Origin of the sequence: Streptomyces sp. NPDC013157 (assembly GCF_042899865.1) — a bacterium.
GTDB lineage: Bacteria > Actinomycetota > Actinomycetes > Streptomycetales > Streptomycetaceae > Streptomyces.
The window spans coordinates 1-13438 of sequence record NZ_JBIBAK010000022.1 but is presented as its reverse complement, the minus strand read 5'-3'; the positions used below and the strand labels follow the sequence as shown (position 1 = coordinate 13438).

The 13438-nt window shown below is 71.8% G+C and carries 10 protein-coding genes; 3 read left to right on the top strand and 7 right to left on the bottom strand.

The features are described from left to right. Window positions 1-55 precede the first annotated feature (55 nt). The 4 genes from ACFY6U_RS44745 to ACFY6U_RS44730 form a co-directional block, all read right to left on the bottom strand. On the bottom strand, window positions 56-793 hold the full coding sequence (locus tag ACFY6U_RS44745; protein WP_390047842.1) for an MIP/aquaporin family protein: 738 nt from the start codon (window positions 791-793) through the stop codon (window positions 56-58). 305 nt (window positions 794-1098) lie between these two features. After that, entirely contained in the window at window positions 1099-2739 is a 1641-nt protein-coding gene (locus tag ACFY6U_RS44740; protein ID WP_390047840.1) for a GGDEF domain-containing protein, read from the bottom strand. Window positions 2740-2851: 112 nt separating this feature from the next. Further along, window positions 2852-4042: a lipid-transfer protein gene (locus ACFY6U_RS44735; RefSeq protein WP_390047838.1), complete on the bottom strand. Its 1191-nt coding sequence runs from the start codon at window positions 4040-4042 to the stop codon at window positions 2852-2854. Then, window positions 4039-4485: a Zn-ribbon domain-containing OB-fold protein gene (locus ACFY6U_RS44730; RefSeq protein ID WP_390047836.1), complete on the bottom strand. Its 447-nt coding sequence runs from the start codon at window positions 4483-4485 to the stop codon at window positions 4039-4041. Before ACFY6U_RS44730 ends, ACFY6U_RS44735 begins: the two co-directional genes overlap by 4 nt. A gap of 194 nt (window positions 4486-4679) precedes the next feature. Here ACFY6U_RS44730 and ACFY6U_RS44725 point away from each other — a divergent pair, with 194 nt between their 5' ends. Beyond that, window positions 4680-5213 (top strand): NUDIX domain-containing protein, encoded by a 534-nt coding sequence (locus ACFY6U_RS44725; RefSeq protein WP_362585090.1) that lies wholly within the window; start codon window positions 4680-4682, stop codon window positions 5211-5213. Between the two features lie 10 nt (window positions 5214-5223). On the opposite strand, the gene ACFY6U_RS44720 is transcribed toward ACFY6U_RS44725, so the two are convergent. Then, window positions 5224-7584: a TIM-barrel domain-containing protein gene (locus ACFY6U_RS44720; protein WP_390047834.1), complete on the bottom strand. Its 2361-nt coding sequence runs from the start codon at window positions 7582-7584 to the stop codon at window positions 5224-5226. Window positions 7585-7798: 214 nt separating this feature from the next. Here ACFY6U_RS44720 and ACFY6U_RS44715 point away from each other — a divergent pair, with 214 nt between their 5' ends. Both ACFY6U_RS44715 and ACFY6U_RS44710 read left to right on the top strand, forming a co-directional pair. Then, on the top strand, window positions 7799-9775 hold the full coding sequence (locus ACFY6U_RS44715; RefSeq protein ID WP_390047832.1) for an acetoacetate--CoA ligase: 1977 nt from the start codon (window positions 7799-7801) through the stop codon (window positions 9773-9775). 70 nt (window positions 9776-9845) lie between these two features. Next, window positions 9846-10739: a hypothetical protein gene (locus ACFY6U_RS44710; RefSeq protein WP_390047830.1), complete on the top strand. Its 894-nt coding sequence runs from the start codon at window positions 9846-9848 to the stop codon at window positions 10737-10739. Window positions 10740-10809: 70 nt separating this feature from the next. On the opposite strand, the gene ptsP is transcribed toward ACFY6U_RS44710, so the two are convergent. Beyond that, a complete protein-coding gene (gene ptsP / locus ACFY6U_RS44705) occupies window positions 10810-12480 on the bottom strand; it encodes a phosphoenolpyruvate--protein phosphotransferase (RefSeq protein WP_390047828.1) in 1671 nt (556 codons plus the stop codon). 100 nt (window positions 12481-12580) lie between these two features. Then, complete coding sequence (locus ACFY6U_RS44700; RefSeq protein ID WP_390047826.1) at window positions 12581-13030, bottom strand: PTS glucose transporter subunit IIA; 450 nt, start codon at window positions 13028-13030, stop codon at window positions 12581-12583. Between the last annotated feature and the right edge of the window lie 408 nt (window positions 13031-13438).

Sequence of the window (13438 nt, the reverse complement as noted above, 5' to 3'; positions counted from 1 at the left end):
GCTACCCCTTGGTCGCTGGGTCGGAAGGCTGCGTTGGTGTCAGGTCCGCGTCGAGTCAGAAGGCCACGTTGTAGATGAGGCCCGCGAGCGCCCCGCCGATCAGAGGGCCGGCGACCGGGATCCAGGCGTAACCCCAGTCCGAGGTGCCCTTGTTGGGGATCGGCAGGAAGGTGTGCACGATCCGCGGGCCGAGGTCGCGCGTCGGGTTGATGGCGTAGCCGGTGGGGCCGCCGAGCGACAGCCCGATGCCGACGACGAGCAGCGAGACGATCAGCACGGTGGTGCCGGACTCGCCGAGCCCCTTGGTCAGTCCGAAGGCGAGGATCGGCAGGACCAGCGCGATGGTGGCGATGATCTCGGTGATCAGGTTGGCGACCGGGTTCCGGATCTCCGGGATGGTGGAGAAGATGCCGAGCGTCGGCGTCGGCTCCTCCCCGGACTCCTCGTCGCGCACGTTGGCCTGGAACTGGGCCAGGTAGACCAGGTAGGTCAGCACGGCCCCGAGCATCGCGCCGACGAACTGCCCGAGCAGGTACACCCAGACCTTGCCCCACGCGCCGGTGTCGACGGCGATGCCGATGGTGACCGCGGGGTTCAGCTGCCCGCCGGAGAGGGGAGCGGCGGTGTAGGCGCCGGCGAGGACGCCGAATCCCCAGCCGAACGCGATCACCACCCACCCCGCGGCCCGGGCCTTGGAGTGTCTCAGGGTGACCGCGGCGCAGACACCGGCGCCGAACAGGATCAGGATGGCCGTGCCGATGACTTCGCCGACGAAGATGTCTCCGTTGCTCATGGCGGCTCCTAGGGCGCTGGCCGGGGATCGACCCCGGTGCATTGAGCAGGAACGGTTCCCTTGGCGACGTCAGCCGAAGGCAGGGAAGGTCCCGCGCCCCGCCCGGCGTCCATGACGAGCGTGCCGTAGCGGCCGAATCGCCCATGGGGAAAGAGCCTGGAGACAGGAGCGGCCCATGGCGCAGTGCCTGAATACGCCGAGAATGTACGGCGATGTCGACCGACACCGGAAGTTTTCACCGGCGCTCAAGGGGCGTCAAGGTCGGCGACGGCAACGATGACAGGCAACTCGTCCCGGAGCAGCTGTCACGGCTCCACCGCCGCGTATCCCGCCTGGGCGGGATACGCGTCCGAACCGCGCCGGATCTCGTGCCCGGGCAGTCCCGCCCGTCCCAGTACCCAACTCGCCCCGTACAGTGCCTTGGCGGCCTTCTTGAGCGGTGCAAGACAGCCGGCCGCCTGCCGGTGGTCGGCCACACTGCCCGGACCGCAGACGACGGTGGCCAGGGACAGCGTGACGGGACGCCCGCCCGCGGACCAGGGCGCGTCGAGCAGTGCGGCGACCCGGTCCAGCCCCGCCTCGTCGGCGAGCACCAGGAAGTCGTCCCCGCCGATGTGCCCCACGCGCGTGTGCCCGACGGCGGCCTCCTGCAGCGCCCACCCCACCGAACGGATCAGCTCGTCGCCGGCGGCGAACCCGGCACCGTCGTTCACCTGCTTGAAGTGGTCGATGTCCAGCCAACTCAGCGCGAAGGCACGGCCGTCCGCGATCCACCGGTCCACCTCGCCCGTGATCGCGTCCGAACCGGGCAGCCTGGTCAGCGGATTGAGCCCGGCCGCCTCCTCGACCCGGGTCTCGGCGAGCGCCCGTACCAGGTCGGCGAGGCGTACGACGCCCACGCAGCGCCCGAACCGGTCGACGACCGTGACATCGTCCGAGGTGCGGTCCGGGCCGCCGACGGCAACCACGTCCAGCACCTCCCAGGCGGTCGCGTCGACGCCGACCGTGCGCGGGGCGTCGCCCAGCTTGAAGGCCGGGCGGTCCGCGTACAGGGCGTGCCCGTAGCGGCCCGACATGGACAGCAGGAAGCGGGAGCGGTGCACCGACCGGACGGGGGCGCCGGCCTGGTCGACCAGGAGCACGCCGGAGACGTCCGGGGAGCCGGTGAGCAGCGCCCGCACCTGCAACGCGGACGCGGTGACCGGCAGGAGTGCGGCGGGCCGGACGAACTCGCGTACGGACGGCCCGGAGCGCGGTGGCGGTACGGCGGCGGGGGAGGGCGGCGGAACGTATACCTCCGCGACCGGGATCCGGGCCGGGGGCGCGAACAGCTCGCCCTGGGCCAGTTGCGCCCCGGCGGACAGCGCGGCCGCGTGCTGGAGTTCGGTCTCCACGCCCTCGACGGCCACCAGGGCGCCGAGTTCCTCGCACAGGGTCCGCATCGCCCGCACCGCGGCCGGCCGGGCGAGCAGCGAGGCGTCGAGCTTGACCAGGTCGGGGGAGAGATCGGTGAGCAGCCGCAGCGGCACGTCCCCGTCCCCGATGCCGTCCGCGCTGATCCGGAAGCCCTGGCCGCGCAGCACCGCCACGGCCTCCAGCAGGGCCCGCTGCGGCACGTGCGTGTACGGCGGGACGATGTCCAGGGTGACTTCCCAGGGCATCCGTCCGGCCTCGCGGACGGCCTCGGACAGCGGTCCGATGCCGCCCAAGTCGGCGAGGGTGGCCGCGAAGACGTTGATGTGCAGCGGCAGCAGCGTCTCCTTGCGGGCCGCCGCGCGGAGGGCCAAGACCGCCAGTCTGCCGTCGAGTTCGGGATTCCGGCGGGCTTCGGCGAGGATGTCCCCGGTCTCGGGGCGGGCGAGGATCTCCAGTGCGGTGATCCCGCCGGTCGTCAGATTGACCACCGGCTGGAAGGCGAAACGGAGAGCATCCGTCCAGGTGCGCACGGGAGCATGATGACGCCACCGGCGCACGCCCATGGGCAGTTCATGAGACGTTCACGCACCATTTCGGGGTGGTCACGCAGGGTATGCACCCTCCGCTGGCACACCCGTCCCGTCAGCGCACCGCTATCACGGACGAGCCGTGCCCGAACAGCCCCTGATTGGCTGTGATCCCCACGCGCGCGTGCGCCACCTGCCGGTCGCCCGCCGCATCCCGCAACTGCCAGGCCAGCTCGCAGACCTGGGCGATCGCCTGGGCCGGCACCGCCTCCCCGAACGAGGCGAGCCCCCCGCTGGCGTTGACCGGTATACGGCCGCCCGGGGCCGTCGCGCCCTCGCGCAGCAGCTTCGCCGCCTCGCCCTCGGCGCACAGCCCCAGATCCTCGTACCACTGCAACTCCAGCGCGGTGGAGAGGTCGTACACCTCGGCGAGCGACAGCTCCTCGGGGCCGATGCCCGCCTCCTCGTAGGCGGCCCGCGCGATCGAGGCGCGGAAGGACTCCGCCGGCGGATCCACCGCCGCCGCGGAGTCCGTGGCGATGTCCGGGAGGTCCAGCACCGTGCTCGGGTAGCGGGGCGTGACCGTGGACACCGCGCGGATCCGCACCGGCCGCGCCGCTCCGTGCCGGCGTGCGAACTCCAGGCTGGACAGGACCAGTGCGGCCCCGCCGTCGGAGGTGGCGCAGATGTCCAGGAGCCGCAGCGGATCGGCGACCACCTGGGAGGCGGCGACCTCCTCGGCGGTGACCCGCTTGCGGTAGCGGGCGTAGGGGTTGAGCGCCCCCAGGGCCGCGTTCTTCACCTTGACCAGGGCGAAGTCCTCGGGGGTGTCCCCGAACACCGCCATCCGACGGCGCGCGTACAGCCCGAAGTACGTCGGGTTCGTCGCCCCCAGCAGCCGGAAGCGCAGCCAGTCGGGATCGTCGGGCCGCTCTCCTCCGGCGGGCCGGAAGAAGCCCTTGGGCGCCGCGTCCGCACCCACCACGAGCACCACGTCCGCGAGGCCCGCCAGGATCTGCGCCCGCGCCGCGGCGACCGCCTGGGCCCCGGACGCGCACGCCGCGTACACGCTCGCGACCCGCGCCCCCTGCCAGCCCAGCGCCTTCGCGAAGGTCGCGCCCGCCACATAGCCGGGATATCCGCCCCGCACCGTGTCCGCGCCCACGACCGAGCCGATGTCCCGCCACTCGAGTCCGGCGTCCGCGAGCGCCGCGCGGGCCGCCGCCGTCCCGTACTCGACGAAGTTCCGGCCCCACTTGCCCCAGGGGTGCATGCCCACGCCGAGCACCGCCACGTCCGCCGTCACGCCGTCACCCCCGTCGGCCGCCAGTGCCAGGTCGTCCAGGTCGTCTCAGCGTCCTCGCCCAGGACTCCGGGGACGACCTCGACCTCCATGCCCACCGCCAGATCGGCGACGATGATGCCGGGAACCGCCTGCCCCAGCACCACGATCCGCTCGGAGGGCAGCTCTACAGCGATCAACGCGTACGGCTCCCAGGGAAGTTCAGGGTCGCTCACATAGGGTGACGGGGGCCGGTATCTGCTGTCGGTGTACGACCAGATCCGTCCGCGCCGGGAGAGCGGGACCTCCTCCAGGTCGCCGCCCGCGCAGCCGGGGTTGCGGCAGTGGACGTCCTCGCGAGGGAAGAAGACCGAGCCGCAGGCCGCGCAGCGGGTTCCCAGAAGCCGGAATCCGTCCCCCTCGCCCGTGAACCAGCCGTCGACCGCCGGCGTGCGTGTGCGCGACAAAGCTCCTCCAGGACACCAGATCTGACGGAACGTCAGAAGTGTGCCACGGGCTGCCCGGATTGGGCAGGCCGCGGGGGCGGATCCCGCCGCGCCGGCCGCTCCGGGCTCCGGGCCGGAGCATGTCCGTTCACTTCCGGAAGGAGGCGTTCCCCTGACCGTGAGACGTCGTTCTCCTGATCGGATAAAGTCCGCGCGTGTCCGAAAATCAGCACCCAATTGCCAACTCCGCTCCGGGCTCGCACTGTTCGAGCTGTGGAGCGGCCTACGGAGAGGGAATCTCCGGCTGGCCCCGCACCTGCCCGGCCTGCGGCCACGTCGCCTACCGCAACCCGCTGCCGGTGGCGATCGCCCTTCAGCCCGTCTACGACACGAAGGGCACCGCCCTGGTCGTCATCACCCGCACGGTGGCCCCCGCGCGCGGCGGCACCGCGCTGCCCGGGGGCTACGTCGACGACCGCGAGGACTGGCGGCACGCCGTCGTCCGCGAACTCAAGGAGGAGACGGGCATCGACGCGGCCGCCCGCGACGTACGGCTCGTCGACGCCATGAGCTCACCCGACGGGCACCTGTTGCTGTTCGGCCTCCTGCCGGAACGCCCGGCCGAAGGTCTCCCGCCGTCGGGAGCGACCGACGAGACGGAGGGCTGGCACCTGCTGCGCCGCCCCGAGGAACTCGCCTTCCCGCTGCACAGCGTGGCCGTACGCGCGTGGTTCGAGGGCCGCTACTGAGCCCTCCGGCTCATCCCAGCCCCCGGACCCGGACGGGCCGGGACGGCTCGCTCACGCCCGTCTCGTCCTCGCGTGCGACCACCACTCGCCGGCCCTCCCAGCGGGCGACATAACGCTCGATCTCCGGCTCCTCCCAGCCGTCGCCCGCGTCCGGCACGACCAGCCCGCCGCCCGTCCGACCCCGGGCGGGCGCCCACACCTCCAGCCGCGTCCCGCCGTCCTCGTCCCGCACGGGCAGGACGGCACCCGCGCGTACCAGCACCGGGATCCGCGACAGCGGGGCATCCACGAGCACCTGCCCGGGACCCTCGTACGCCTGCTCGGTCACCGTGTCGTACCAGCGTCCCCGGGGCAGCTGCACCGCACGCCGGTCGGCACCCGGATCCAGCACCGGAGCCACCAGCAGGGCGTCACCCAGCAGGAACGCGTCCTCGCAGTCGCGCAGCGCCCGGTCCTCCGGCGCACTCCACCACACCGGCCGCACGTACGGTGCACCGGTCCGCCGGGCCAGCTGCGCCAGCGTCATGAAGTACGGCAGCAGACGCCGCCGTTCGACAAGCGCCACGCGCGCGTGCTCCAGCACCTCGGCCCCGAACTCCCACGGCTCCCGGCGCCCCGCCCGCATGCTCGCGTGCGTGCGGAACAGCGGCAGGTACGCGCCCAGCTGGAACCAGCGCAGAAACAGCTCCGGCGACGGACTCCCGTCGTAGCCGCCCACGTCCGGCCCCGAGTACGGCACCCCGCACAGCCCGAGCCCCAGCACCAGCGACAGGGAGGCGCGCAGCCCCGGCCAGCCGGTGGCGACGTCACCGGACCACGTGCCACCGTACCGCTGCATACCGGCCCAGCCCGCGCGGGAGAACAGGAACGGCCGCTCCTCGGGCGCGAGCCGGCGCAGGCCCTCGTGGGCCGCACGCGCCATGCAGAGCGCGTAGACGTTGTGTGCCTCCCGGTGGTCGCCGCCGCGCCCCTCCAGGGCGTGCCGCGCCGAGCGCGGCAGCGTCGACTCGCCGAACGCGCTGAAGGACGTGGGCTCGTTCATGTCGTGCCAGAACCCGGCGAAGCCCAGCGCCAACCGCTCCTCGTACAGCCCGCCCCACCACGAACGCACGCGCGCGTCCGTGAAGTCGGGGAAGACCGCCTCCCCGGGCCACACCACCCCCTCCACCGTCCGCCCCGACGGATCACGGACGAAGGCGTCGACCGCCGTCCCGCTGTCATGGACCGCGTTGCCCCGCTCGGCCTTCACCGCCGGGTCGACGATCGACACCAGCCGGATCCCGTCCCGCCGCAACTCCTCCGCCAGCGTCGGCAGCTTCGGGAAGCGCTCGTGATCGACCGTGAACACCTGGTGGGCGTCGTAGTGGTCGATGTCCAGATGGACGGCGTCCAGCGGCAGACCGCGCTCCTGGTAACCGGCGACGATCCGCCGCACCTCCTGCTCGCTGCCGAAACCCCAGCGCGCATGGTGATGACCCAGCGCCCACGACGGCGGCAGTGCGGGCGCGCCCGTGAGCGAGGCCCACGTGTGCAGCACGCGCGCGGGGGTGCCCACCATCACCCAGCAGCGCAGCGGACCGCCGTCCATCCGCAGCTCGCAGCGCCCGGCCCGGTCGTGCCCCGAACCGGCGCCCTCCTCGCCCTCCCTGAGCGTCACCGTCCCGTCCCAGGAACTGTCGTGGAACACCAGATGCGCCGCCGCGTCCGCCACCACCAGCTGCACCGGCATGGTGATGTACAGCGGATCGTCACCGGGCCCGAAGGCACGGCCGGGATCGGTGTTCCACAACCGGTACGTGCCGTCCCGCAGCCGCGGCCCCGAGGGACGCCCGCCCAGCCCGAAGAACCGCGCGTCCGCGGCCACCTCCGACCGCTGCACCCAGCGCGCCGCACCCCCGCCCACCGGCTCCCACCAGCGCGGCGGCAGATCCCGCCGCAACATCACGCCACCGGGCGTGCACACCTCCACCGCGCCGTGCCGCGAGACACTGACCGTCACCCGCTCCGCCACGACCCGCCAGCCGCCGTTCGTGTCCGGTTCGAGAACCGCCCGCGGATCCGGCTCCGGACAGCGCCCCGCGAGCGCGTACGACGGCTCGGGACCGGCCCCGTCCCAGCCCCAGAAGACGGCTCCGTTCACGGCGACCGTGATCCGCAGCTCGGACCGGCTGAACCGGATCACTCCGCCGCCCGGCCCCGGCTCCGCGTCCTGCACCGGTCCCGGCACCCGGGCCCGCTCCGCACCCCGCGCGGGCAGCCCGGCGGCATCGATCCGCCTTCTGCGCCACGCGGCCCGTACGGTACGCAACCCCTGAGCCGCCTTGCTCGAACCGACCACTCTTACCGAACGCACCAGGTCACGACCGTCCATGCTGCTCACCCTGCCACTCAGCGCTCCACACGCGCGTGCCGTTCAACTGGCGTTCACCCGTGCCGCGGCCACATCTTTACGACACGGACTATGTGGAGCGCACCCTGGTGCAGAAGTCGATCACATGGCATCGTCCCTGTCAGCCGCGTCACGCGCACACCCCAGCCCGTGCGCGTCCCACGCACACAAAGCGCAGAAGCCCGGGAGCCGCCCCATGTCGACCGCGAACCCCCAGCCGCTCTGGCAACCCGATCCGCACCGGACCGCCCAGGCACGCATCACCAGGTTCCAGTCCTGGGCGGCGGAACACCACCAAGCCCCCGCCGACGGCGGGTACCCGGCCCTGCACCGCTGGTCCGTCGACCACCTGGACACCTTCTGGAAAGCCGTCACGGAATACTTCGACGTGCGGTTCTCGACGCCCTACGCGCGCGTGCTCGGCGACCGCGCCATGCCCGGCGCCGAATGGTTCCCCGGCGCGAAGCTGAACTACGCCGAGCACGCCCTGCGCGCCGCCGCCACCCGCGCGGACGAACCCGCCCTCCTGTACGTCGACGAGACCCACGAACCCCGCCCCGTCACCTGGGCGGAGCTGCGCCGGCAGGTGGGCTCCCTGGCCGCCGAACTCCGCGCCCTCGGCGTCCGCCCCGGCGACCGGGTCAGCGGCTACCTCCCCAACATCCCGCAGGCCGTTGTCGCCCTGCTCGCCACCGCCGCCGTGGGCGCCGTCTGGACCTCGTGCGCCCCCGACTTCGGCGCCCGCAGCGTCCTGGACCGCTTCCAGCAGGTCGAACCCGTCGTCCTGTTCACCGTCGACGGCTACCGCTACGGCGGCAAGGAACACGACCGGCGCGAGACCGTCGCCGAACTCCGCCGCGAACTGCCCACACTGCGCGCCGTCGTGCACATCCCGCTGCTCGGCACCCCGGCCCCCGAAGGCGCCCTGGAATGGTCGGCCCTGACCGCCGCCGACACGGAACCAGCATTCGAACAGGTCCCGTTCGACCACCCCCTGTGGGTGCTCTACTCCTCCGGCACCACCGGCCTGCCCAAGGCCATCGTCCAGTCCCAGGGCGGCATCCTGGTCGAACACCTCAAACAGCTCGGCCTGCACTGCGACCTGGGCCCCGAGGACCGCTTCTTCTGGTACACCTCCACCGGCTGGATGATGTGGAACTTCCTCGTCTCCGGCCTCCTCACCGGCACCACGATCGTCCTGTACGACGGCAGCCCCGGCCACCCCGACACCGGCGCCCAGTGGCGCGTCGCCGAACGCACCGGAGCCACCCTCTTCGGCACCTCCGCCGCCTACGTGATGGCCTGCCGCAAGGCCGGCGTGCACCCCTCCCGCGACCACGACCTCTCCCGGGTGAAGTGCGTCGCCACCACCGGCTCCCCACTGCCCCCCGACGGCTTCCGCTGGCTGCACGACGAGTTCGCAGCGAGCGGGGCCGACCTCTGGATCGCCTCCGTCAGCGGCGGCACCGACGTGTGCTCCTGCTTCGCGGGCGCCGTGCCCACCCTCCCCGTCTACACCGGCGAACTGCAGGCACCCGGCCTCGGCACCGACCTCCAGGCCTGGGACCCGGCCGGCCGCCCCGTCATCGACGAAGTGGGCGAACTGGTCGTCACCAACCCCATGCCCTCCATGCCGATCCGCTTCTGGAACGACCCCGACGGCAGCCGCTACCACGAGAGCTACTTCGACACCTACCCCGGCGTCTGGCGCCACGGCGACTGGATCACCGTCACCTCACGCGGCACGGTGATCATCCACGGCCGCTCCGACTCCACGCTCAACCGCCAGGGCGTACGGATGGGCTCGGCCGACATCTACGAGGTCGTCGAGCGCCTCCCCGAGATCAAGGAGTCCCTCGTCATCGGCGTCGAACAGCCCGACGGCGGCTACTGGATGCCCCTCTTCGTCCACCTGGCACCGGGCGCGGTCCTGGACGAGGCCCTGCTGACCCGCATCAAGCAGGCCATCCGCGAACAGCTCTCGCCCCGCCACGTCCCGGACGAGGTCATCGAAGTCCCCGGCGTCCCGCACACCCTCACCGGAAAGCGCATCGAGGTCCCCGTCAAGCGCCTCCTCCAGGGCGCACCCCTGGAAAAGGCCGTCAACCCCGGCTCCATCGACAACCTCGACCTGCTGACCTACTTCGAGGACCTCGCCCGCAAGCGCGCCTGACGTCCGCCCCCGTTGTCAGTGGCGCCGGTTACTGTGAGTGAGCATTGATCGACCGCTCACAGGGGGAACCATGGCGTACACCGACCACCGGACCATGCGACGCGTCCTGCGCCGCGAGATCGCCGGCACCATCGGCCTGCTGACCGACGAACACGACTTCCGCGCCATGCGGCGCTACCGCACCTTCACCTTCGACGACCACCTCACCTACCTCCGCCAGATCGAAGCCCTCCTCAGGACCCGCGCCGCCGAGGGCACCCACACCACACTCGCCCTGTTCGACCCGGAGGAATACGCCGAGTTCTGCACAGCCACCGGCCTCGACCCGGACGCCCCGGCCAGCCGCAGCCGCTTCACCGCCGAACTCGCGGCCACCGGCGCCACCGTCCCGTACGACGGCCGACCCCTCACCGACCTCGTCCCCGCCCTCGTCGACGAGGCCGTACGACAGGCCACCTGGGAGTACGCCAGCACCCTCCTCGCCCGCCTCGGACCCTGCCCCACCTGCGGTGAAGACATCGGACGAGCCGCCTTCACCCGCGCCTCCCACCTCCTGACCCGCATCCTCGACACCGCCCCGGCAGGCAACCGGCACCTCGTGTGCAGCGTCTCCGGACCACCCGAAACCCTCGTCACCGTCCTGCACGCCGACCGCAACGGCGACGGCACCACCCTCCTCGACGAGGCAGAAGCCCTCGAATTCACCAGCGTCCTCGCCCTCGGCCTCGCCACCAACAGCCCCGGCGGACTCGTCATGCGCACCAGCGCTGCCGGCACCCCCGACCGTGTCTACGGCTGGCGACTGCGAGGCAACAACCTCGGGCCCCTCACCGCCGGCGAGGTCTTCGACGCCTACTGCACCGACGTCGAATCCGGAGACCTCATCTCACCGGAATCGGACGTCGACTACTGCGCGCCGCCCGACCTGGGCGACCAGCAGACGATCCCCGGCCACCACCACTAGAAACCGCCAGGGGCGCCCCACCAACAGGTGGGGCGCCCCTGGAAAGACAGCCGATCACGGCCGTAGCCGACTACTCGCCGGACAGCACCGCCTGAGCCGCCACACGGGCCTCGTCCGCGCTGTCCGTCGCGCGCGCGGCCGCCGCGGCCCGCTCGCACTGGGCCAGCGTGTACTTGGCCAGCATCGCCCGGACATAGGGAATCGACGCCGCGCCCATGGAGAGGGAGGTGACACCCAGACCCGTCAGCACACAGGCCAGCAGCGGATCCGACGCGGCCTCACCGCACACGCCACAGCTCTTGCCCTCGGCGCGCGCCGCCTCCGCCGACAGCGCGACCAGGTCGAGCAGCGCGGGCTGCCACGGATCCTGCAACCGGGACACCGCACCGACCTGACGGTCAGCGGCGAACGTGTACTGGGCAAGGTCGTTCGTGCCCAGCGAAAGGAACTCGACCTCCTGAACGACCGAGCGCGCCCGCAGCGCGGCCGACGGAATCTCCACCATCGCGCCGAACTTGGCCCGCAGCCCCGCCTCCCGGCAGGCGTCCGCGAACGCCTTCGCATCGGCACGGTCCGCCACCATCGGTGCCATGACCTCAAGGTGGACGGGCAGCCCTTCGGCCGCCTTCGCCAACGCCGTCAGCTGGGTGCGCAGCACCTCGGGGTGGTCGAGCAGCGTCCGCAGACCACGCACGCCCAGCGCCGGGTTCGGCTCGTCCGCCGGCGTCAGGAAGTCCAGCGGTTTGTCCGCGCCCGCGTCCAGCACCCGTACCACGACCCGGCCCTCGGGGAATGCCTCCAGCACCTGACGGTAGGCCTCGACCTGCTTCTCCTCGGAAGGAGCGCTCTTGCTGTCGTCAAGGAACAGGAACTCGGTACGGAACAGACCGACGCCCTCGGCACCGGCCTCCACCGCGGCGGGCACGTCCGCCGGGCCGCCCACGTTGGCCAGCAGCGGCACCTTGTGCCCGTCCGCGGTCGCGCCAGGGCCGGTCGAGGCGGACAGCGCCGCCTTCCGCTCGGCGGCCGCCGCGGTCAGCGCCGCCTTCTTCTCCGCACTCGGGTTCACGAAGATGTCGCCGGTGCTGCCGTCCACGGCGACCACGGTGCCCTCGGCGAGCTCACCGGCACCCGGCAGCGCCACCACGGCCGGCACCCCGAGTGCCCGCGCCAGGATCGCGCTGTGGCTCGTCGGCCCGCCCTCCTCGGTCACGAAACCGAGCACCAGCGTCGGGTCGAGGAGCGCCGTGTCCGCGGGCGCCAGATCCCGCGCCACCAGCACGTACGGCTCGTCACTGTCCGGGACACCCGGCATCGGAACACCCAGCAGCCGGGCGACGATACGATTCCGCACATCGTCCAGGTCGGCCACCCGGCCGGCGAGGTACTCGCCCGCTCCGGCCAGCAGCTCGCGGTACGCGGCGAACGCGTCGTACACGGCACGCTCGGCAGTGCTGCCGACGGCGATCCGCCGGTCCACGTCGGACATCAGCTCGGGGTCCTGCGCCATCATGGCCTGCGCCTCGAGCACCGCCTGGGCCTCGCCGCCCGCCAGATTGCCGCGCGCCATCAGGTCGGCCGCCACGGCATCCACGGCCTGACGGGCACGCCCCTGCTCCCGCTCCGCCTCTTCCGCGGGGATCTGCTTGGCAGGCGGCTCCAGCACCGCCGTTCCCATGTGCCGAACCTCGCCGATCGCCACACCGTGGCTCACGCCGACGCCTCGCAGCGTTGTCTCCATCTCACCGTCTCCGATAGTGCGGCGGGTCCCGCCGCCGCGGTGGTTGTCGTGGTCGTCAGCTACGTAGCCATATACAGAGCAGTCAGTAGCTATAGAGGAGTCAGTTCCAGGCGAAGAGGCTGTCGCCGGCCTTCACGTCACCGTCCTCGCGGAGGGCGGAGAGGGCGTCGGCCGTCGCCTCCAGGGCCACGACAGGGCAGACCGGGGACTTGCCGGCGGCCTCGACCGCGGCCGGGTTCCAGCGCACGACGCCCTGGCCGCGAGTGACGGTGTCACCCTTGTTGACCAGCAGTTCGAAGCCCTGCCCGTTGAGCTGCACGGTGTCGATACCGAGGTGGGTGAGCACGCCGTGGCCGCTCTCGTCCACGACGACGAACGCGTGCGGGTGCAGAGAGACGATGACGCCGTCCACGGGTGCCACGACCTCGGAAGGCTCACGCACGGGGTCGATCGCCGTGCCCGGGCCGACCATGGCCCCGGCGAAGACCGGATCCGGCACGGCGGCCAGTCCGATGGCGCGTCCTGCGAGCGGGGACGTCACGGTGGTCATGGGAAGCCTCCCGGAAGTGGAGCTGCGTACGGGCCGTCACTGGCTGTTCGGACGGCACTGAGCAGCAGCGTATGTCATATGAAGTGGCGGTTCCGCATGGAAGCTACCAGGTAGTGGTCTAGACCACCAGCCTATTCGATTTGCGCGGCCTTCGAGGCTCCGTGTACAGTCGTACTCCTGCTTGGGGCCAAGCGGTGCGGTAAAGCGCCGTAACTCAGCAGCACTCAAACTTGTCAGATCCTAACTCGGGATCATCTTCCGCATGCCTGCGGGAGGGTGGTCAGGGAGACGGAAAAACACTGATAGAGTTTGGAACACCGAAGGGAAGCCCGGAGGAAAGCCCGAGAGGGTGAGTACAAAGGAAGCGACCGTTCCTTGAGAACTCAACAGCGTGCCAAAAGTCAACGC

Excerpts from the sequence above, each read along its gene's own strand:
- ACFY6U_RS44745 (WP_390047842.1), bottom strand. The coding sequence starts at position 793 with ATGAGCAACGGAGACATCTTCGTCGGCGAAGTCATCGGCACGGCCATC.
- ACFY6U_RS44720 (WP_390047834.1), bottom strand. The coding sequence starts at position 7,584 with ATGGACGGTCGTGACCTGGTGCGTTCGGTAAGAGTGGTCGGTTCGAGC.
- ACFY6U_RS44715 (WP_390047832.1), top strand. The coding sequence starts at position 7,799 with ATGTCGACCGCGAACCCCCAGCCGCTCTGGCAACCCGATCCGCACCGG.
- ACFY6U_RS44710 (WP_390047830.1), top strand. The coding sequence starts at position 9,846 with ATGGCGTACACCGACCACCGGACCATGCGACGCGTCCTGCGCCGCGAG.
- ptsP (WP_390047828.1), bottom strand. The coding sequence starts at position 12,480 with ATGGAGACAACGCTGCGAGGCGTCGGCGTGAGCCACGGTGTGGCGATC.
- ACFY6U_RS44700 (WP_390047826.1), bottom strand. The coding sequence starts at position 13,030 with ATGACCACCGTGACGTCCCCGCTCGCAGGACGCGCCATCGGACTGGCC.